This is a genomic window from Nocardia arseniciresistens (assembly GCF_046764875.1).
GTDB classification, from domain to species: Bacteria; Actinomycetota; Actinomycetes; order Mycobacteriales; family Mycobacteriaceae; genus Nocardia; species Nocardia arseniciresistens.
The window spans coordinates 170,150-190,238 of sequence record NZ_JBKORD010000001.1; the positions used below are offsets into that span (position 1 = coordinate 170,150).

General features: G+C 67.1%; 17 protein-coding genes. 9 read left to right on the forward strand and 8 right to left on the reverse strand.

Annotated elements, in window-relative coordinates:
• Positions 1-1,173, reverse strand: coding sequence for an acyl-CoA dehydrogenase family protein (locus ACLMAJ_RS00785; protein WP_412011477.1), 1,173 nt, complete (start codon positions 1,171-1,173; stop codon positions 1-3).
• A gap of 209 nt (positions 1,174-1,382) precedes the next feature.
• Between ACLMAJ_RS00785 and ACLMAJ_RS00790 the strand changes: the two genes are divergently transcribed.
• A complete protein-coding gene (locus tag ACLMAJ_RS00790; RefSeq protein WP_412011478.1) occupies positions 1,383-2,108 on the forward strand; it encodes a hypothetical protein in 726 nt (241 codons plus the stop codon).
• A 15-nt stretch (positions 2,109-2,123) separates the two neighbouring features.
• On the opposite strand, the gene ACLMAJ_RS00795 is transcribed toward ACLMAJ_RS00790, so the two are convergent.
• The gene (locus ACLMAJ_RS00795) at positions 2,124-3,275 is read right to left on the reverse strand and encodes an epoxide hydrolase family protein (protein WP_412011479.1); all 1,152 of its coding nucleotides are present in this window, start codon (positions 3,273-3,275) and stop codon (positions 2,124-2,126) included.
• A 97-nt stretch (positions 3,276-3,372) separates the two neighbouring features.
• Between ACLMAJ_RS00795 and ACLMAJ_RS00800 the strand changes: the two genes are divergently transcribed.
• Positions 3,373-4,338 (forward strand): helix-turn-helix transcriptional regulator, encoded by a 966-nt coding sequence (locus ACLMAJ_RS00800; RefSeq protein ID WP_412011480.1) that lies wholly within the window; start codon positions 3,373-3,375, stop codon positions 4,336-4,338.
• A 134-nt stretch (positions 4,339-4,472) separates the two neighbouring features.
• On the opposite strand, the gene ACLMAJ_RS00805 is transcribed toward ACLMAJ_RS00800, so the two are convergent.
• Positions 4,473-5,315 (reverse strand): SMP-30/gluconolactonase/LRE family protein, encoded by an 843-nt coding sequence (locus ACLMAJ_RS00805; protein ID WP_412011481.1) that lies wholly within the window; start codon positions 5,313-5,315, stop codon positions 4,473-4,475.
• A 170-nt stretch (positions 5,316-5,485) separates the two neighbouring features.
• On the opposite strand from ACLMAJ_RS00805, the gene ACLMAJ_RS00810 reads away from it, so the two are divergent.
• Genes ACLMAJ_RS00810 through ACLMAJ_RS00825 form a run of 4 tightly spaced genes read left to right on the forward strand, consistent with a single transcriptional unit; the run spans position 5,486 to position 8,676 of the window.
• The gene (locus ACLMAJ_RS00810) at positions 5,486-6,220 is read left to right on the forward strand and encodes an alpha/beta hydrolase (protein WP_412011482.1); all 735 of its coding nucleotides are present in this window, start codon (positions 5,486-5,488) and stop codon (positions 6,218-6,220) included.
• Positions 6,221-6,255: 35 nt separating this feature from the next.
• Complete coding sequence (locus ACLMAJ_RS00815; RefSeq protein WP_412011483.1) at positions 6,256-6,636, forward strand: hypothetical protein; 381 nt, start codon at positions 6,256-6,258, stop codon at positions 6,634-6,636.
• Positions 6,629-7,915, forward strand: coding sequence for a PPE domain-containing protein (locus tag ACLMAJ_RS00820; protein WP_412011484.1), 1,287 nt, complete (start codon positions 6,629-6,631; stop codon positions 7,913-7,915). The genes ACLMAJ_RS00815 and ACLMAJ_RS00820 overlap by 8 nt, the downstream gene beginning before the upstream one ends.
• A complete protein-coding gene (locus ACLMAJ_RS00825) occupies positions 7,912-8,676 on the forward strand; it encodes an ESX secretion-associated protein EspG (protein WP_412011485.1) in 765 nt (254 codons plus the stop codon). The genes ACLMAJ_RS00820 and ACLMAJ_RS00825 overlap by 4 nt, the downstream gene beginning before the upstream one ends.
• 56 nt (positions 8,677-8,732) lie before the next feature.
• Here ACLMAJ_RS00825 and ACLMAJ_RS00830 read toward each other — a convergent pair whose 3' ends face one another.
• Together ACLMAJ_RS00830 and ACLMAJ_RS00835 are read right to left on the reverse strand one after the other, a co-directional pair.
• Complete coding sequence (locus ACLMAJ_RS00830) at positions 8,733-9,356, reverse strand: phosphoribosyltransferase (RefSeq protein ID WP_412011486.1); 624 nt, start codon at positions 9,354-9,356, stop codon at positions 8,733-8,735.
• Positions 9,357-9,367: 11 nt separating this feature from the next.
• Entirely contained in the window at positions 9,368-10,222 is an 855-nt protein-coding gene (locus ACLMAJ_RS00835; protein ID WP_412011487.1) for a carbon-nitrogen hydrolase family protein, read from the reverse strand.
• Between the two features lie 62 nt (positions 10,223-10,284).
• On the opposite strand from ACLMAJ_RS00835, the gene ACLMAJ_RS00840 reads away from it, so the two are divergent.
• On the forward strand, positions 10,285-12,075 hold the full coding sequence (locus tag ACLMAJ_RS00840; RefSeq protein WP_412011488.1) for a DEAD/DEAH box helicase: 1,791 nt from the start codon (positions 10,285-10,287) through the stop codon (positions 12,073-12,075).
• A gap of 139 nt (positions 12,076-12,214) precedes the next feature.
• Positions 12,215-15,619, forward strand: a complete 3,405-nt coding sequence (locus tag ACLMAJ_RS00845) for an AAA domain-containing protein (RefSeq protein WP_412011489.1) — start codon at positions 12,215-12,217, stop codon at positions 15,617-15,619.
• 224 nt (positions 15,620-15,843) lie between these two features.
• Here ACLMAJ_RS00845 and ACLMAJ_RS00850 read toward each other — a convergent pair whose 3' ends face one another.
• Entirely contained in the window at positions 15,844-17,022 is a 1,179-nt protein-coding gene (locus tag ACLMAJ_RS00850) for an amino acid deaminase/aldolase (protein WP_412011490.1), read from the reverse strand.
• 88 nt (positions 17,023-17,110) lie between these two features.
• The gene (locus ACLMAJ_RS00855; RefSeq protein ID WP_412011491.1) at positions 17,111-17,590 is read right to left on the reverse strand and encodes a TetR family transcriptional regulator; all 480 of its coding nucleotides are present in this window, start codon (positions 17,588-17,590) and stop codon (positions 17,111-17,113) included.
• A 464-nt stretch (positions 17,591-18,054) separates the two neighbouring features.
• On the opposite strand from ACLMAJ_RS00855, the gene ACLMAJ_RS00860 reads away from it, so the two are divergent.
• Positions 18,055-18,801 (forward strand): tyrosine-protein phosphatase, encoded by a 747-nt coding sequence (locus tag ACLMAJ_RS00860; protein WP_412011492.1) that lies wholly within the window; start codon positions 18,055-18,057, stop codon positions 18,799-18,801.
• 23 nt (positions 18,802-18,824) lie between these two features.
• Here the strand turns inward: ACLMAJ_RS00860 and ACLMAJ_RS00865 are convergent, their stop codons facing one another.
• Complete coding sequence (locus ACLMAJ_RS00865; RefSeq protein ID WP_412011493.1) at positions 18,825-20,072, reverse strand: class I adenylate-forming enzyme family protein; 1,248 nt, start codon at positions 20,070-20,072, stop codon at positions 18,825-18,827.
• Positions 20,073-20,089 lie beyond the last annotated feature (17 nt).

Genomic DNA, 20,089 nt, shown 5'->3' on the forward strand with positions numbered 1-20,089 from the left:
TCACAATCCGAGGATCGTGGAGGCGATGATGGTGCGCTGCACCTCGCTCGAACCTCCATAGATGGTTGTCTTGCGGTAGTTCAGGTAGCCGGGGCCACTGCGCTGTGCCCAGCCGGGAGCGGCGATGTCGTCGGCGTCGACGGGCAGCGCGTCCTGGCCCGCGGTGTCCAGCAGCAGCTCGGTTGCGGCCTGCTGTAGCTCGGAGCCGCGCAGCTTGAGCACCGACGAGGCCGGATTCGGTTTGCCATCCACGGAGTTCGAGACCACGCGCAGCTGGGTGATCTCCAGCGCGAGCAGTTCGTTCTCCAGCTCAGCGACCCTTGCCGCGAAGAGCGGGTCCTCCAGCAGGGTGCCGGAGCCCGACTTGGTCTGGCGCGCATAGTCTTTCGCGACGCCGATCTTGACCTTGGTGCGGCCGACGCCGGTGATGCCGGTGCGCTCGTTGCCGAGCAGGAACTTGGCGTAGGTCCAGCCCATGTTCTCCTCGCCGACCAACTGATCGGCGGGCACACGGACGTTCTCGAAGAAGACCTCGTTCACTTCGTAGCCGCCGTCGATGAGCTTGATCGGGCGAATAGTGACACCGGGGCTCTTCACGTCGAACAGCAGGAAGGAGATGCCCGCCTGTTTTTTCGGCGCGTTCGGATCGGTGCGCACCAGGCAGAAGATCCAGTCCGCGTACTGCGCGAGGGTGGTCCAGATCTTCTGGCCGTTGACGATGTAGGAATCGCCGTCGCGCACAGCGGTGGTGCGCAGCGAGGCGAGGTCCGAACCGGCGTCGGGCTCGGAGAACCCCTGACACCACCAGATGTCCAGCGCCGCGGTCGGCGGCAGGAAGCGCTCCTTGACCGCCTGCGATCCGAATTGCGCGATCACGGGGCCGACCATCTGGGCGTTGAAGGTGAGCGGCTCCGGGACCGAGGCCAGCTGCATCTCGTCCTGCCAGATATGGCGCTGCATCGGCGTCCAGTCCTTGCCGCCCCACTCCACCGGCCAGTTCGGCACGGCGAGACCGTGGTCGTTGAGGATCTTGTGGGTGGTGACGATGTCGTCGCGGGACAGCTCGCGGCCGTATTTCACGCGCTCACGGATGTCTTCGGGAATCTCGGCCCGGTAGAACCTTCGCAGCTCATCGCGGAAGGCCACCTCGTCGGGGGACAGACCTATTTTCATACAAATCTCCCGGTGTGTCTCGTACGTCCGAGTCAAACCTACCCTCCGGTAATCTCTCATTGCCGCCGGGGTCACAGGGGGAGGACACGCGTGTCAGCGTCGACTCGGCGGGTCACCGCCATCGGTAGCGCGGCGAGGAAAACAACGAGCTGGTACGTTGCTGGCGAGGGTTGGGGAACCCCTGGGGATAGGTATCTAGGAGTAGACGAGTGAACGGCAGACCCATCGCACGCGCGGCCGCGGCAGTGACCTCCCTCGGCATCGGTGCGGTTCTGGCACTCACCGGGACGGCGACGGCCGAACCGGCCGCGCCGTCGCCGGTCGACATCGGCCTCGCCGAACTCGCCGACACCGCGGGAACCGACACGGTCGCGCAGGCGGGCGTCGGAGCTCTCCAGCAGTACACCAAGCTCGTCGATGTGTCCGGACTGCGCGACATCGCGGGCACATTCATCCCGTTCGCCTATGCGGCGCCGACCTTCGGCTGCGGCAGCAACGGCCCCATCACCACCATCATCGCCGCGGCCACCACCAACGGTCCCGCTCGCGACGACGGCTTCAACCCAGCCCCGGGCACCCTGCGGTTCAGCGCGACGCCCGCGCACTCGGGTTCGCCGCTGGCCTCGGGACTCGTGGTGGCCTGGGTCAACGTCAATACCGGCGCGAGCGGCATGGACGTTCTCGACGACACGACCGAGCTCAACCTGCCGATCCTGTCGAAGACCGTGGCCAGTGGGCCCGGCATCGTCCTCGCGTCGATGTGGGGCATCATCGACTACCCGTTCGCGCACTGCGTGATGACCCCGACGGTCGGATTGTTCACGGTCCCGGACGCACCGGCACTCCCGCCTGCCCCTGCGCTCGCCCCGCCGAACCCCGGCGCGGCCCAGCCCGCCCCCGGCATCATCCCGGCCCCTGCAGCACCGGCCGCATAGCCGAACTTCTTGCTGTCAGCGCACCTTCACGAAGAACGCGCGGACATCCGCGGTATGCATGTCCGGAAGTTCCATGGGGATGAAGTGGTTGCCGGTATTGCCCTCCGGCCAATGCGCAATGGTGTTGTCGCGCTCGGCAAGTCGTCGCATCAGGGCGGAGCCACCCGCGTAAACGCCTGTGGGAACCAGTTTTTGACCGGCGGGCCAGGTAAATGCGCCATTACCGTCGAGGCCGGTGTACATCGGCCATGATGACGTGCCCGCGGTGTTGGTGAACCAGTAAAGGCTGATGTTGGTCAGCAGGTGATCGCGATCCATCACGTCTTCGGCCCGCTCGGCCATCGGGGTGAATTCGTCGAACTTGTGTATCAGCCAGGCCAGTAGCCCGACCGGCGAATCGGTCCATGCGTGCGCGAAAGTCTGTGGGGCCGCGTGCAACAGCACATGATGGTCGACGCCGCCGGACATCCACAGCTGCATCTGATCCCATTCGGTGCGTTCGTCGGTGGACATGGTCGGCACATCGGCCTCGGTCGGCAGTCCGATGCCGCCGTCGATGTGCACGCCGACCACTCGATCGGGTGCGACGATCGCCATTTCCGGCGCGACATAGGCACCGAGGTCCCCGCCCTGGGTCCCGTAGCTCTCGTAACCGAGCCGGTCCATCAGCGTCACCCACATCTCGGCCACTCGGCGCACCGTCATTCCGGTCTCGCGCGGCGCTTCGGAGAAGGCGAAACCGGGGACCGAGGGAATCACGACGTGGAATGCCTGCGCGGGGTCGAGATCATGCGCGCGCGGATCGGTCAGCAGCCCAATGGTTTTGACGAACTCCACAAACGAGTTGGGCCAGCCGTGCGTGAGGATCAGCGGCAACGCGTCCAGCTCCGGCGAGCGCACGTGCAGGAAATGCACGTCGAGGCCGTCGATTTCGGTGACGAATTGCGGAAACTTGTTGAGTTCCGCCTCCTGTGCCCGCCAGTCGAAACCGGTGCGCCAGTAATCGGCCAGGTCCTTCAGATAGTCGACCGGGATACCGCGATCACGACCCGCGCCCGGGAGCTGGGGCGACCAGCGGGTGCGAGCGAGCCGGTCGATCAGGTCGTCGATGTCCGCCTGCGGGATGTCGATGTGGAAGGGGCGAATGGCATTGCGGTCAAAGCTCATCGGTACGGCTCCTTGCATGTCGGTCATTCGGTTCGTGATCGACGATAGAATCCATGTAGGACTATCTTTGTCCTAGTTATCTGGAATGCTCGCAATCATGAACGAGACCCCCGCCCGACTGCTGCGGCTGCTGTCCCTGCTGCAAACGCCTCGCGAATGGCCGGGCAGCGAGTTGGCCGACCGCCTCGGCGTCACCGATCGCACCGTGCGCCGCGATATCGACCGACTGCGCGAACTCGGCTATCCGGTCGAAGCGACGATGGGCGCGATGGGCGGCTACCGACTGGTCGCGGGCACCGCGATGCCACCACTGCTGGTGGACGACGACGAGGCGGTCGCCATCGCGGTCGGCCTGCGCGCCGCCGCCGGATATGCCGTCGTCGGTATCGAGGAGGCGTCGGTGCGCGCGCTTGCCAAGCTGGAGCAGGTGCTGCCGACGAAACTGCGGCGGCGGGTGCGGGTCCTCGGCACCGCGATGGCACTGCCGAGTGATGATGGCCCGTGCGTCGACCCGGAGGTGCTCACGGCGCTGGCTTCGGCGGTAACCAACAGGGAGCGGGTACGTTTCGCCTATCGCAGCGGCGCCGGCAGCGAAACCCGGCGCCATGTGGAACCGGCGGGACTCGTCGCCGCGCGCCGTCGCTGGTATCTCGTCGGTCACGACATGGAACGCGATGACTGGCGCGTCTTCCGGCTCGACCGGGTCGAACGCCCACAGCCCACCGGTGCCCGCTGCACACCACGCGAACTTCCCGCCGCCGACCCCGCCTCGTATGTGGCCGGACGCCGAACCGATTGGGGCACGCCGACCTACCGCGCCAGCGTGACGATCCACGCACCGGTCGGACGGGTCACCGGTCGCCTCGGCGACAGCCAGGGCGAGGTAACCGACATAGACGGCAAGTCGTGCCGGCTGGAGGCCACTCGCGACGATTCACCAGGGTGGTTGGCGCACCGCCTGATCGGGTTGGGTGTGGACTTCCAGGTCCATGACTCACCCGCATTGACCACACAACTGCACACCATCTCCAGCCGTATCGCCGAGGCCATCACCGCACCGTGAGCGCGACCGCCGTCGCGGGGCCGGGCTACCCACCCTCGGCGCGGCAGGGCCCGAGGACCCGTTTCACGCCGCGAATCCGACGTCGAGTCCTGGCCGAGCGGCAGTGCCACGGGGATAGCGAGCTTGTCCTGCGGTCAGCGCGACAGGCGAATGCGCAGGATCGCGCCGCCCTCGGTACCGGCGAGGAGCTCATCGGGGTGACCGGGCACGGCCACGACGGAGGTCATCGGCTGGCCGTTCAGGACGGCGCATGCGGCGTTCTCGTCAGGGTCGATGCGGACGAGTTGGCCGGAGAGAGTGGTGACGTACAGGATGCCGTCCCGGTCGACCAGGTCGTCGGCGAAGTCGGGGATGCCGGGCAGTGTCGAGGACAGGTCTGCGACCACGGATCGTGAGGTCGGGTCGTCGATGGACATCCGCAACACCCGGCCGAGCGGATTCCCATTGGATGTCAGGTAGATCGAGCGGTCGCGAATGACGATGCCGTTGGCGGTGGAGGTCTCGGCCCGCGCGGTCCAATCGGTGTCGACGGTGCCGTCGGGGCGGATGCGGATCACGCCGGACATGCCGGTCACGTAGAGGTTGCCCGCCGCATCGAAGGCCGCGCCGTTGGGCATGGTGAAACCGGAAACGAACGTCTCGGGCTTCGGGTCGGCGGCGGCGGGATCGAAGCGGACGACACCGCCCGGCCGCAACAGACTGGTGGGTGAATCGCCGTAGACGACGTAGAGCAAGCCGTCAGGTCCGAGGCGAACGGCGCCAGGAAATTCGACGGGAACACGCGCGGTGAGCACACCGGAGCTGTCATAGCGTTGCACTTCATTCCGGTAGAGGCGCGCTACCCACAGGTTGCCCTGCGCGTCGTAGCCCACGTTCTCCGACCAGTCGAGCATCGGGATACCGGCGGGTACCGCGGTCGCGGCCTGCGCGGTCGTGCACGCGGCAATCGGCTCGGCTGCGACAGCGGACGGCGCCACGACCGCATCACAGGCGATAGCGACCAGTACAGCAAACAGCCAGCAACGATGAATTCTACGCAACTGCCACCTCGGTTCTCGAAGGAACGGTGATCGTCGGGCAGTCTAGCCAACCCACCGATCCGGCGATGAAGTCGACTGATGCGCACAAGATTTGGCACTATCTGTGGATGCCCTTCTTTGGCGGCGCGCGCGGACGCATGCACTATCGGCGATGGCCGGTCGGAAACGACGACAGCAGGGCGTGCGTGGTCGTACTCCTCCCCGGAATCGGGCAACACAGCGGCCACTATCACCGATTCGCACGTACCCCACGAGCGGCCGGGATCGAGATGTGGGCGCTGGACACCTCGGGGTACGGCTTGAGCGAAGGAGATCCGAACAATCCTGGAACCCTCGCCGAACTGGTCGCTGACGCGACCATGATGGTCGAGCTGGTCCGGGCGGAGTTGCCCGATACACCGACGATCCTGATGGGCCACTCACTCGGTGCGGTCACCGCGCTCGGCGCGCTCGGCGCCGCGGTGCCGAACAGGGCATCGGCGACCGACGATCTGAACACGGTGGAGGCCGACTACCCGAGGACCCCGAGCCTATCGCCGGAGACGCTTGCCGGGTTGGTGTTGTCCGGGGTACCGAAACGCGCACTCGGCGGCGGTGCGCCCGGCGCACCCGGATCGCCATTGCCGCGCTCGCTTCCGGTGCTGGCGGTACACGGTGTCGAGGACCGTCGCGCCCCGATCGATGCGATGAGGGTCTGGACTCGTCGCCACGAATCGGTAGATTTACGCGAGTACGCCGACGCCGGGCACGATCTGCTGCACGAGCCGGTGCATGCGCGGGTCGCCGCCGATATCGCGGAGTGGATGCAGGGTGTTGTCGTGGGGTCGGCGCAACACCGTTGAACTGAACGCAGCACGATGAGGAAGGGGGACGCGAGATGCAGCCGAACGCGACAGCACTCGATACCGCGATCAGTGAGGGTGAACTGTGGATCGACGGCCTTTTGGTCGCCGAGGGCGCACCCGAACGATGCGCCCGCCGCTATGAACAGCTCGCCGACGAGGTCGAGGCGCAGATCCAGGTACTCGGCGCCGCGACCTTGCTGCCCGGGTTCGGCGGATTCGGCTCCGGTGACGCGCTGCGCCGCGGCTTCGAGGACAAAGCCAACGGCGCGGTGACCAGGATGCAGCAATATGCCGACGCCGCAAGGGAACTCGCGCGCACCTTTCGCGCCGCCGCCGCGGCGTACACCCAAGCCGACGACGACCTCGCGGTAGCGGTCGATCAGGCCGACGTGGCGGGGGCCGCGCATGCGTAAGCTGCCACGCATCGCCGAGCGCGGTGCCCATCGCACCGATCCCGACTACGCGCCATCGGTCGAGATCTTCGACAACCTCTCCCATCAGGACATCCACACCGGGGTGCAGTTACTGAATCCCGCCATGCTCACCGCGGGCAAGCAGGCCTGGGACGGCTCAGCGACCGGGCTGGCCGAGGCGGTCGAGCAGGCACACAACGAGATTCGTTCCACCATCGCCGACGGTTGGCGCGGCGGTGCCGCGCAGCAGGCCGCCGACGCCGTGCAGCAGTTCGAGCAGTCCGGACAGCAACTCGCGGATGTGATGTCGACGGTGGCGCAGCGACTCGGCCAGGCGGGCGACGCCGCCGAGGCATTGCGCGCTGCGGTCGTCGAACCACCCAGTGCCACAACGGATCTGGATGCCGCCCTACTCGATCCCGGCCAGGCCACCAGCAATATCGCCGGGCAGAAGGCCATCGAGCACTCTCGCCAGGACATCGTGCGGGCGATGGAGAGCATCTACTCGGATGCGTTCATCTCCAGCGGGTCCGGCATACCGGCCTTCCCGGATGACGCGACGGACGCCGCGCCCACGGCAGCGGGCACCACCCAGACCCCACCGCAAACGGCGACGACGGCCACCCTCGACGGCAATACGGGAATGCCTGCCGCACAGCAGATCTCAGCGACCACTCCCCTGCCCACCGCACCGGAGCAGACAACAGCCGAGGAGACCGCTCCCGCGGCGGCTACCGACACGACACCCGCATCGGTGACCCCGGCCGCCGCTTCGCTCGGCAATACCGGCATTCCCACCGCCGATACCGCGCCCGCCGCGCCGCGGGTTGTCTCCGCCGCGACGGAAAGCCCGGTACCTGGACCGGCGACGATCACCCAGGGCCGCGGTCCACGAACAGCTTCCGGCACACCGGTTGCCGCCGCCGCGACCACGGTCACACCCACGGTGCCCGGCTCGGGCGGCAGCGCCAACGCCGCCGACGACGAACGCAAGCGCGAAGAGCGCCGCAAGGACTCCAACTCCGACGCGGTCAACGGGATGGGTGCCGGTGCGATGGGCGGCATGATGGGCGGCGCGCTCGCCGCCGCCGAGACGCCTCGGCAGTCGTCGAGCTCGCCTGCTCGGGCCCCGCAGGCCGACTATGACGACGATGACGATCTGCACTTCGTCGACGACGAGCTCACCTTTCTCGAACCACCCGACGAGAAAGGCGAATTGATCGGCGCCATGGATCCGACGACTCCACCCGTACTCGGCGAGTGGGCCGAGTACGAGTGAGTTGGACACTGACGCCCGACCAGTTCGCACTGGCATGGGCGCGTACCGACGGCGATCGGATCCCCTATCCCCTCGCTGTCCGACTATCCGCGCGCGACACCACCGAGCGGGCTGCGCAACTGCCCGCGCTGGAGCGGTGGTGCGACGGAGCGCTCGACGCCGACCTGGAGGCGGCGCTGCGTTTGCTGGCACGGCCCGCGGTGCGCGTCGAAGTATTCGGGCAGCGCGACGACTCCAGTTCCGAAGCCTCGAGACCGGTCCGCATACTCGGCGTGTCCTCAGGGGAAATCGCGGTGGTCGCCGCGCAGCGCGCCGCCGAGACGCCCGATCGCGGTGGTGACATCCGGCTGTTCGTGGGTGCGGCGAAAAACCTTTCCGCCAGGGTGATTTCGATGCTGCCCGTGAACGCTCCCGGCGCCGCGACCAGAATGACCGCGCCACAGACCAAGGTCAAAGAGGACAGCCGCGACCTGGTGACCGTGCCGGTCGCCGGTCCGTCGACGCCATCGCGAATCCGTCGGCTGCTGAACCAGCCCCGCGATGGCATCGGACAGATCGTGGTCTCGTTGCGCCGCGCGGACAACGAACTGCGCCCGTTCGGAGTGCTGTGCTGGATCGATCTGATCGGCGACGGCCGGTACGCGGTACGCACCGGGGCCGACGTCGACATCGTGCCGGTGACCGCGGAATTATTTACCGCCCAGCTGAGCCCTATGGTCACCGCGGCCGAACGCCGCATCGCCTACGCCGAGCGCTGGTGAGGTCGGTTATGGGCGCTGGGTCGAACTGAGGCGCTGGGTCGAACCGAACTGCCCCCTCACGGCAGCAGCGCGGTGACTTCCTCGTCTTCGAGTTGGTGGAAATCCTTGTAGGCGGCGCCGACCCCGCCGAGCGTGTGCGGGACTAGCGGACAGATCACTTCGTCGGCCTCCGCCTCTACGCGACGCAGCGCCTCGGCCGAGGACACCGGCACCGCGACCACGACCCGGGCCGGCCGTTGCTGCGCGACGATGCGGCAGGCGACTACGACGGTGGCTCCGGTCGCCATGCCGTCGTCCACGATCACGACCACCCGTCCGCCCATCGCGATCGGCTGGGCATCGCCACGCAGCACCTTGCGGCGGCGTTCCAGTTCGACACGCTCGGCGTCCTCGATCTCCGCGAACTGTTGCGGCGTGATCCCGGTGTGCTCCAAGACATCCCGATTGAGTACGCGCACACCGCCCGCGCCGATGGCGCCCATCGCCAACTCCGGCTGCCACGGCACACCGAGCTTGCGGACGAGCAGAATATCGAGATCGCCGCCGATCATCTCGTGCACCGCGACGGCCACCGGGACGCCGCCGCGAGGCAGCCCGAGCACCAGCGGTTGCGACGCACGCAGGTGCGCCAACTCAGCACCCAGCGCGCGACCGGCCGACGCCCGATCGGTGTAGATCATCCAAAAGAACGCTACTCCGGTACCCGCTCGGTAATAGTGAATCGGCGCAATGCCAGGCTCGGGTTGGTTATGCGCACCTCGGCCAGATATTCGAGGTCGATTCCGGCGGTCAGCACGCCCGGCTCGTCGCCGAGTTCGGCGAGCACGCTGCCGGTCGGATCGATGATCATCGAGGCACCGGCGCCGCGCGGCGCGCACTGATCGGCGGCGGCGACATACACGGTGTTCTCGATCGCCCGCGCGCGCAGCAACGTCGTCCACTGATCCACCTTCGCCGGACCCGGAATCCACTGCGCGGGCAGCACAAGGACCTGTGCGCCCGCGGCCGCGACGCGTCGGGAGCCCTCCGGGAAGCGGAGATCGAAACAGGTTTGCATGCCGAAGGTCACATCGCCGATCGAGAATGTGGCGGGCGTCTCGATTTCACCCGGCTCGACCACATCGGATTCGAGCTGTCCGAACGCGTCGTAGAGGTGCACCTTCCGGTACCGCGCGATCAGTGCGCCGTCGGGATCGAGTGCGACGAGAGTGTTGCGAATCCGGTCCGCGCCGTTGGCAACCTGCTCGACCATTCCCGCGACGATATGCACCCCGAATTCGCGCGCGATCGCACCGAGACCGGCGACGAACGGCCCGGTCAACGGTTCGGCGACGGCCACAACACGCTCATCGAGCCTGGACACGGCAAACATCGAGTATTCGGGTGCGATGACCACTTTCGCGCCGCGCTCATGGGCCGCTCTCGTGTGCTCGCGCACCGCCGCGAGGTTGGCCGAAGGGTCGGTTCCCGGTGCAAACTGAACTACCGCGATATCCAGCGCGGACGCTGCGTGGTTCTCATGCACGGACGCACTATCGGGTTGCATACATCTCACGGTATTGGGCCGGTGGCCGGGATGGCCACCGCGAGGCGGTAAACTCCTGGTCAATGAGTACCAATCAGGTCGACAGCGTTCCTGGCGACAACGACAGGGACAACGACGGCCCGACCTTCGCCGATCTCGGTATCGATGAGCGCGTCCTCGCGGCCATCGCCGATGTGGGCTATGAGTCGCCGTCGCCGATCCAGGCTGCGACGATTCCGCCACTACTTGCCGGCGCCGATGTGGTCGGCCTCGCCCAGACCGGCACGGGTAAGACCGCGGCGTTCGCGATCCCGATCTTGATGGGTCTCGAAACCTCCGGCAAACTCCCGCAGGCCCTGGTGCTGGCACCGACCCGCGAGCTCGCGATCCAGGTCGCCGAGGCGTTCGGCCGCTATGCCACCCACATTCCCGGGTTACACGTGCTGCCGATCTACGGCGGCCAGGCCTATGGCGTTCAGCTGTCGGGCCTGCGCAGGGGCGCGCATGTGGTCGTCGGTACCCCCGGCCGGGTGATCGATCACCTGGAGAAGGGCACCCTCGACCTGTCGCAGCTGAAGTACCTGGTGCTGGACGAGGCCGACGAGATGCTGAAGATGGGCTTCCAGGAGGACGTCGAGCGCATCCTCAAGGACACCCCGGCCACCAAGCAGGTCGCGCTGTTCTCCGCGACCATGCCCGCGGCCATCCGCAAGATCTCCAAGCAGTACCTCAACGAGCCGGTCGAGATCACGGTCAAGTCGAAGACCTCGACAGCGACCAACATCACCCAGCGCTGGGTGCAGGTTTCCCACCAGCGCAAGCTCGACGCGCTGACCAGGGTGCTCGAGGTCGAGACGTTCGAGGCGATGATCATCTTCGTGCGCACCAAGCAGGCGACCGAGGAGCTGGCCGAGAAACTGCGCGCCCGTGGTTTTTCCGCCGCCGCCATCAACGGCGATATCGCGCAGAACCAGCGTGAGCGCACCATCGGTCAGCTCAAGTCCGGTGCGCTGGACATTCTGGTCGCCACCGACGTCGCCGCGCGTGGTCTGGACGTCGACCGCATCTCGCACGTGGTCAACTACGACATTCCGCACGACACCGAGTCCTATGTGCACCGCATCGGCCGCACCGGGCGTGCGGGGCGTAGCGGTGAGGCACTGCTTTTCGTCGCGCCGCGCGAACGCCACCTGTTGAAGTCGATCGAGCGGGCCACCAGGCATCCGCTGACCGAAATGCAGCTACCCAGCGTGGACGATGTGAACGCACAGCGCGTCGCCAAGTTCGGTGACAACATCACCGAGAGCCTGGCCTCGTCGAATCTCTCGCTGTTCCGCAAGCTCATCGAGGATTACGAACGCGAGCACGATATTCCGCTCGTCGATATCGCGGCCGCGCTCGCCGTGCTCTCCCGCGACGGCGACAACTTCCTGATGCAGCCCGACCTGCCGGAGCCGGAACGGCCGCGCCGTGAACCGCGCGAGCGCGCACCGCGTCGCTTCGAGGACGAAGACGGACCGCGCGGACCTTCGCATTCGCGGGCGACCGGCGAAGAATTGGTGACCTACCGGATCAGTGTCGGCAAGCGGCACCGCGTGGTGCCCGGCGCGATCGTCGGCGCGATCGCCAACGAGGGCGGACTACGGCGCAGCGACTTCGGGCACATCAGTATCCGCCCGGATCACAGCCTCGTCGAACTGCCGGCGAACCTACCTGCGGAAACGCTGGAAGCATTGCGGCGCACCAGGATCAGTGGTCAGCTGATCCAGCTGACGCCCGATTACGGTCCGCCGGGAGCGCGCCCGTTCAACCGTGCGCCGCGCCGCGAAGGCGCGGGCGCCAAGCGCCCGGAAAGGCGTCAGCCACGCTCCTGAACCGGGGAGGGTTCATCGAGGTCAGGCGCGCTAGCTACAGTGTTGCCGTCCGGCGTGTATTGCAGCGCTAGTCGGCAGCGGGTGTCCCGCGAACACGGGGGCGGTGTCCCGCAAAGACACAGGAGGGCCGCGTTTGTTCGTGTTCGGTGATCGTGTCGTTTGCACCGCCGTCGATCTCGTGCGCGCGGCGCATTGTGAGTTTGCGCTGTTGCGTGCCCTCGATACCGAACTGGGCAATCTCCCGCCAGTCGCGGACACCGCAGCAGAACCCGTTGCGCCGCGGCGCGGCGGGTTCGACGATTCTCGGGAACGCAGGCTCGCGGATTTCCGTGACCGATTCGGCAGCACCATGGTCGAAGTCGAATGTGGTTCGCGCGTACGGGTTGCCGCCTTGCGGGAAGCGCATGCCGAGACGGTTGCCGCGCTGCGAGCCGGGGTGCACGTTATCCATGGCGCGACCTTTTTCGACGGGAGCTTCGTCTGCTCCTGCGACTTTCTGGTGCGGGCGGGGCACCGGGTTCGCTACACCGTGCACGGCACCGCGGCGGGTCCGCCCGATCAGGTGGGCGCGGCGCTCGAACTAGCCGCGTGCGCCGAGGCTTTGGACGGCAGCGGCGCACTGGCGGCACCCCTTGTCCGGCTATACGAGGGTGAAAACAGCACCACCCACACGCTCTCCGACCTGATGCCGGTGTATCTCGCGCGCCGCCGCCGGGTCGAACGCATTTTGGACGACAAGCTGAGCGAACTGCTACCGGTGCAGTGGGGCGATCCCCGCTATCTGGCCTGCGGGCACTGCCCGACCTGCACCACCGCGCTCGCGGCCGCGCGTGACCTGCTCCTGGTCGCCGGAATGCCGCGCACCGTGCGGGCGCGGCTGCGCGAGGGCGGCGTGAGCACCATCGATCGGCTGGCCGTCACCGAGGCCACCGTGCACGGTGTGCGGCCGCGAACCTTCGGCGGGCTGCGCAAACAGGCCGAAATCCAGCTGCGCCGCGAGGATTCCGGGCAGCCGACCCATCACCTCGTCGACATCATCGCGCTCGGCGCACTGCCGCCGCCCGCACCGGGAGACCTTTCGCTCACCATCGATGAGGACCCGATCGGGCGGCCGATCGGCGTCGAGGTCGCTGCGCCGGGCACCGTGCATCTGGCCTTCCGGATGGAATCCGCCGACGATATCGCCGGACAGCGCCGCGCGTTGGACGAGGTGCTCGGCTATCTGGAGCAGCGGCGTCGGATGTACCCGGACATGCATATCTACCACTACTGCTCCCGGGTCCGGTCCGCGCTGCTGCGCTGGACCGGTGCGCACGGCAGCGGCGAAGAGATCGTCGATGGTCTGCTGCGCGCCGGCGTGCTTGTCGATCTGTATCCGATCGTGCGCAACGCGCTACTCATCGGCGAACGGTCCTACCGGCTGAGCAGACTACGACGACTGCTACCGGGCGAGGCGCACTCCTCGATCACCGAACGCGATTGCCTGACCGTGCTGCGGCTGCGGGACTGGCTGGTGAACCGAGCCGCCGAACAGCGGATCGACCCGCGGACGGTGCCGCTCGAGCGCGCGAGTTCCTGGTGCCTGGTGACCGAACCCGACGAGGCGGATCTGGCGCCACCGTCGCGGCCGTCCTCGATCGAGGCCGCACTGGCGGAATTCGCCGCGATACACGGCGCAGCACATCATCCTGCCGCGATGATGGCCGCGGCGCTCGGCTATCACCGGCGTGAGCGCCAACCGCTGTGGTGGGCGCACGCCGACCGGCTCAGCCACCCGGTCGACGAATGGGCCGACGCCCCAGGCGTTCTCGTCGCCGACTGGGGCACGGTGGATACCAAATGGCATCGCAGCCCGCACCGGGCGACCATGCGCCGATACCTCACGCTGACCGGGCGAATCGGCATCGGCTGGGGTGCGGGAACAGGATCGAGCGCGGCGGGCAACGGCGCGGCGGGCGCATCAGGCGGTCCAGGACCGCATACCGCGGGTGCGGTGGCGGCACACACAGTGCTGGCGCCGGGAACCACCGTCTACACCTTCTACGATCGTCCGGTCGCCGCGGGCATGGTCGCCGCGGTCGGACGGCGGGCGACCGCGATCGCCACGGTCCTCGGCTGCTCGGTGGACGCGGACTTCGACGACACCGTGCGCCTGGAGGAGCTGCTTTCGGAGGGTTGCGAGCCCTACGACGACCTACCGACGGCCATCGCGCCCGGTCTGCCCGCATGGGACGAAACCGCGGAGAACGCCATCGAATTCGTCGCCCAAGAGCTACTGATGGCACTGCCCGAGGTGCCATCGGGCGCGATATTCGACATCTTGGCCCGTCGCCCGCCACGCCTACACGGCGCCGGCGGCCTGCCCGACGTACACGGCGACCATGCCGCGGCGATCACCGCCGCGACGCGCGATCTGGATAACTCCTATCTCGCTGTACAGGGCCCTTCGGGTACCGGCAAGATCTCCACCGTCGCCCGCGCCATCGAGCGCCTCGTCACCAGGCACAAGTGGCGGATCGGCATTGTCGCGCAATCGCATTCGACCGTCGAGAACATGCTGGACCTGATCGTCGAGATCGGGGTGCTTCCCGAACTGGTCGCGAAGAAGGACGTGCAGTCGGTGGCCCCGGAGTGGGCTGTGATCGACGGCGGCAGGTACGCACGATTCCTGGACAACGCCGTCAACGGGTGCGTACTCGGCGGCAGCCCATCGGATTTCGCCGACGACGGGCTGGTGTCACATGAGCGCCTCGACCTGCTCGTGATCGCGGACGCCGGCGGGTTTCCGCTGGCCGACACGGTCGCGGTCGCGGTCAGCGCGCGAAACCTCCTGCTGCTCGGCGACCCGGCGCCGCCGAAAACGCGCAGCGCTCACCCCGAGCCGATCGGTGAGTCGGTGCTCGGCTGGCTCGCCGAGGGGCGCAACACCCTGCCCGTCGAACGCGGCTACTTCCTGGACCGGACCTGGCGGATGCATCCCAAGGTCTGCGAGCCCATTTCCCGGCTGTACTACGACAGCAGACTGCGCTCCAACGAAACCGTCACGCTCGCACGCCTGCTGGACGGTGTGCCGCCCGGCGTGGACACCGTGCTCGTCGACCACACCGGCGACTCCATCGAATCGGTGGCCGAAGCGCGCGAGGTGGTTCGCCGGGTACGCGCGCTGCTGGGTCTGCCGTGGACGACCGGCGCGATAACCCGGCGGCTGCATCCGCACGACATCTTCGTCGTCGCGCCCTACAGCGCCCAGGTGGGTCTGATCCGAACGCTGCTCGCGCGCGCCAAGATCGAGGATGTGCTGGTCGGGACGGCCGACCGTTTCCGAGGCAGGGAGGCCGCGGTCGTACTGCTCTCGATGACCACATCCAGCCCTGCCGACGCGCCCTATGGCATGGGGTTCCTGCTGTCACGCAGTCTGATCCAGGCCGCATTGTGCCGGGCCATGTGGAAGGCGATCATCATCCGCTCACCGCTACTCACCGAATATCTCCCCGCTACTCCGGAGGATCTGGCGGATCTGGCGAGCTTCCTGCATCTGAGTTGAAGGTGGCGTCCTTCGCATCGGGCGGATGCCACGAATACCTATTCGGAGTATAGGTATTCGGCCGCGGATGAATTCCGGCAAGTACCGAATTCCACAAACACCGCCGGTGTTTCTACTGCCAATTTAAGCCAGACCGGTTGGTATTCAATGTCCAATTCAAAGACTTGTGAATGCGCGAGTAAACGATCTTGTTTTGCGATCTCAGCGGTAAAGGTAGCCCGGCTTCAGCCGAAGCAGTTGCCCTCGCCGCGATAGGTCGGCACCGTCGTCCTAGAGCCGTCGCCGTCGACAAGATGGATGCGGTCGAAGCGCTCGCACAGCTCGCCCGCCTTGGCGTGACGGAACCAGACCCGGTCACCGATCCGCAGCCGCGAGGCACCGGAAAGCGGCGTCTGCACCTCGCCCGCACCCTCGGTTCCGATCAATCGCAACCCACTGGGCCACACCGGTTTCGGCACCCTGGTCGACCCCGTCGGGCCGGAGGCGATGTAACCGCCCGCGAAGACGGTGGCGATGGACGCCGTCGGCTTGCGCAGCACCGACGTGGCGAAATACAGCGCGGGACGTGGGGTGAACGAGCGATAGTGGTCGAACAGGGTCGGGACATACAGCCCGGACCCCGCGGTTACCTCGGTGACATCGGGGTCGGCGACACTGACCTCGATCGACCCGGAACCGCCGCTGTTGACGATCTCCAGCTTGCCGGTCACGGAACGGACCGCCTCGAGAACCCGCCTGCGGCGCTTGGCTATTTCGGCCGCCGAGGCCTTCTTGACCAGGCGCACAGCGATATTCGAGTCGGGCAGCCCGGCGATCTGCGCCTCGTAAGTCATCACGCCGACCACCTCGAAGCCGCGTGCTACTGCCGCGCGGGCCAACTCGGCCGCCTGATCGGGCGTGCGGATCGGCGAGCGGCGCACGCCGAGGTGCAACGGCCCGATCCGCAGCGAGGCGTCCACATCGAGACACACCCGCGGATGAACCAGGTCGCTGCCGATCGCCGCGCGGATCAACTCCAGCTGCGCGAGGTCGTCGACCATCAGGGTGATCGATTGCCGCAAGATGTCCTCGGCGGCGAGTTCGGCGAGCCCGGCGCGGTCGACGGTCGGGTAGCCGAGCAGCACGTCACGGGCGCCGAGACGAACCAGCCAGATGGCTTCGGCAAGCGAGTAGGACATGATGCCCGCGAAGCCGCCGTCCGCGGTAAGGCCGGTTCCGAGCACCTGCTCGAGCACCGCGCGGCAACGCACCGACTTGCTCGCGACGCGCACCGGCACGCCGCCCGCGCGACGCACCAGGTCGGCGGCATTTGCACGCAACGAGGTCAGGTCGAGGGCAGCCAGCGGCGGGTCCAGCTCGGCGGTGGCAGTATGCAGTGCGAGGATCGGCGACGTCGGGGTCACCGGTACAACTCAACCATCAAACTGGTCACACGTCCAGTATCGGGGGGTGTCAGTCTTCAGTGCTGCGATCAGCGGTGACCACGGCCGATCAGACCTCGGCGGCCCGGGTGGCCAAGCTGCTGACCAGGTCGTCGAGCACCACCAGCGTGGTTTCGTCATTGCAATCGGCGAGCCAGCGCAGCACCGTGCCCTGTAGCACCGACACCGCATAGGCGGCGATGGCCTCGACCGGCTCCAACCATTGCGCACCGGACTTCTCGGCACACAGGTCGAGGAAGACCACGACCTCGCCGTCCAGCCTGCGGTACACCGCGGACGCGGCCGAGTCTTCGACGCATTCGGTCTGCATGTCCCAGCGTTGCCGCAGCGTCTGCACGGCTTCTTCGTACGCCCGGACATGCTGGGTCGGGGTGGTCTTCACTATCGGCCAATACGCGCTCACACCGGCATGCAGCAGCACACGCAACGCCCGCACCCCGGTAATATCGAGCGAGGCGGCCGCCTTCTCTACGGCCTCGCAGATGGCCGGTCGCAACCGGCCCTCCGCTATTTCTCCACGAACGCTCAACGACGACTCCCTCGGCGAAAGAACTCGCGCGCCAAGCCCGGCGCGACTCGCTGAACATGGCGGGCCGCTTGCGACCGCTTGCAGGTCGCTCGAAACACCGCCGCGCCCGAGAATCCTCCATTAGGAAATCCCGTGGCTGCCCGGTCCAACATTCATCAATGGTAGAGGCTTTTCGGGGTTTAAGAACAGGTTAGTCGGGTATTTCCAGACCGGAAGAATGTTTTGTTACCCAAACGGAATCGCTCTGCGATCATCAGGCGCCTGCCGGAATCGCCTCCCTGGGCGACACTCTCGACTGCTTCTCGCGTCGGACATACCGTGGCCAACGGTACGGGCGGCCCCCGGCAACCCGGCATCGTGTGAGCTATCCCACACAGATACCTCGCAAATCGGTCATCTGGCCGTCGGATGTCCGATCCGGGAACGACACCATGGCGTCGCTCGAGGGGCGATAGCCTGGATCGGTGACTCTCTCGCCCCCCGCCGACCATTTCTTTCTCGCAGGCACCTTCAACTTCCGCGACGTCGGTGGCCTTCGCACCCTCGACGGCTCGAAGGTCCGCCCGGGCGTGCTGCTGCGATCGGCCCAACTCAGCGGCCTGGACGCGCCCGGCCACACCATCCTGCGCGAACTCCGTGTTACCGATGTGTACGACCTGCGCGGCCTGCGCGAGATCGACCACATCGGCCACGACAACCTGCCCGAGGGCGTGCGGCTGAACATCACGCCGTTCGATTCACGGATGGCCGAGGCGCCGCCGCACGACGCGCAGACCGGGTCCGCGTTCGCGCACATGCTCGAGGTCTATCGGATGTTCCCCGCACTACCCGAGGCGCACGAGGCAATCGTCGCCATCGCCGACACCATCGTGCGCAGCGATGGCGCGGTGCTCGTGCACTGCGCAGCGGGCAAGGACCGCACCGGCTGGGCGATCGCCGCGCTGCTCGGCGCAGTCGGGGTCACCAACGAAGACGTGCTCGCCGACTTCATGCTCAGTAACGCGGCGGTGCCCTCGCTGCGCGCCATGCTGTCGACGAAACTGGCTGTTGGCGAAGAGCTTTCCGATGATCTGCTCGGTGTCCGCGAGGAGTACCTCGGTGTCGCGCTGGAATCGGTGCGCACGATGCACGGTGAGTTCGAGGCATACCTGAGCGCGATCGGCTTCACCGTTGAGCTGCGCGCCGCGCTACGCGAGCGTCTGCTGGAGTGAACTCCAGCGGTCGCGTCCGTGCGCTACTCGGGCAGGTCGCGCCGGACAAGGCCGTCGGCCGCGATGGTCACCTGATCGCCGGTGTGGAACCAGCTTCCGGTGAAACGGTCCGCGGTCGACTTGGGGTTGTTCCAGTAGCGGCGGGTGACATTTGGTCCGCGACAGAGCAATTCACCGTGACCGGCGCTTGCCTTGGGGCCCCACAATGCCAATTCGGTACCGCCGAAGGGGAATCCGAGCACCGTATCGGCGCAGGATGCGGCGGGGGTGTCATCGTCGACGGCAAGACCGATGCCGCTCGTCTCGGTCGCGCCCCACACCGACCACCGCCGTGCCGCGGGAAACAGCTCCCGCAGGGCGGCCGCCAGAATCGCGGGTTCCGAAGGGGTGAGGGCCCGTTCGCCGCGATGCCCGGCATTGCTGATGCGGGCGATGCCCTCGGTGTGCAGGCCGTCGGCGCGCAGCTTCGCCAATCCCGGTAGTAGTCGGGTGAAGACGCGCGGTGTCGCCGACACCATATCGATCCGTTCGGCGACAAGAGTTTCGGCGAGTCTACGAGTGTCCGGCGCGAGCACCACCGTGCCGCCGACCGCGAAGGTCGGCAGCAGCTGGTCCACACATCCGCTGGCGTGCGCAAGCGGAAGCAGCAGCAGGTTGCGCAGGCCGTCGGTCGGCAGCTCGAGCGCCTCGACCACCGAACGTATTGCCGACAAGAGGTTTTCGTTGGTCAGTTCGACACCCATCGACGCGGCAGTGCCGCTGGTGTAGCACAGCAGCGCCAGATCACCCAGCCCAGCACCATCATCGATGAACGCCGCGCCGTCTGGCAGCGGCGCGTCCGAACCGCCGCCGGTACCGAGCACGAAATCGGTATTGCTGTCGGCGATCACCCGTTCGGCAAGCTCGGCGGGCAGGCCGTCGGGCACGAGAACGGGCACCGCGCCACTGAGCAGCGCGCCAAGGAACGCCTGCACCCACCTGGCACCGGCGGGCATGTGGACGGCGACCCGGTCGCCGAATCCGATGCCGTGCTCCTGTAGACCGCCCGCGATCCGGGAGGCGGAATGCCACAGCTCCCGGTAGGTGAGCCGCGGACCGCCGATCTCGACGACGGCCTCCCGGGCTGCGAAGGCGTGCACCTGCAGATCCAGCAGTTCGGTGAGCGCGGGCGTCAGATTTCCGTATCGCAGCACTCCGTCGGCGCCGCGAGCCAACGGGTTGTCGCAGGGTTGCGGTCGGGTCAGGGGATATTCGACCAGGAGCTGTGACATGGGTCCTCCGCACACGC

What these genes read in the sequence shown, in the direction of transcription:
- ACLMAJ_RS00830 (WP_412011486.1), bottom strand. Translation starts at nt 9,356, where the DNA reads ATGATCTACACCGATCGGGCGTCGGCCGGTCGCGCGCTGGGTGCTGAG.
- ACLMAJ_RS00820 (WP_412011484.1), top strand. Translation starts at nt 6,629, where the DNA reads ATGCGTAAGCTGCCACGCATCGCCGAGCGCGGTGCCCATCGCACCGAT.
- ACLMAJ_RS00800 (WP_412011480.1), top strand. Translation starts at nt 3,373, where the DNA reads ATGAACGAGACCCCCGCCCGACTGCTGCGGCTGCTGTCCCTGCTGCAA.
- ACLMAJ_RS00785 (WP_412011477.1), bottom strand. Translation starts at nt 1,173, where the DNA reads ATGAAAATAGGTCTGTCCCCCGACGAGGTGGCCTTCCGCGATGAGCTG.
- ACLMAJ_RS00835 (WP_412011487.1), bottom strand. Translation starts at nt 10,222, where the DNA reads ATGCAACCCGATAGTGCGTCCGTGCATGAGAACCACGCAGCGTCCGCG.
- ACLMAJ_RS00795 (WP_412011479.1), bottom strand. Translation starts at nt 3,275, where the DNA reads ATGAGCTTTGACCGCAATGCCATTCGCCCCTTCCACATCGACATCCCG.
- ACLMAJ_RS00815 (WP_412011483.1), top strand. Translation starts at nt 6,256, where the DNA reads ATGCAGCCGAACGCGACAGCACTCGATACCGCGATCAGTGAGGGTGAA.
- ACLMAJ_RS00840 (WP_412011488.1), top strand. Translation starts at nt 10,285, where the DNA reads ATGAGTACCAATCAGGTCGACAGCGTTCCTGGCGACAACGACAGGGAC.
- ACLMAJ_RS00810 (WP_412011482.1), top strand. Translation starts at nt 5,486, where the DNA reads ATGCCCTTCTTTGGCGGCGCGCGCGGACGCATGCACTATCGGCGATGG.
- ACLMAJ_RS00865 (WP_412011493.1), bottom strand. Translation starts at nt 20,072, where the DNA reads ATGTCACAGCTCCTGGTCGAATATCCCCTGACCCGACCGCAACCCTGC.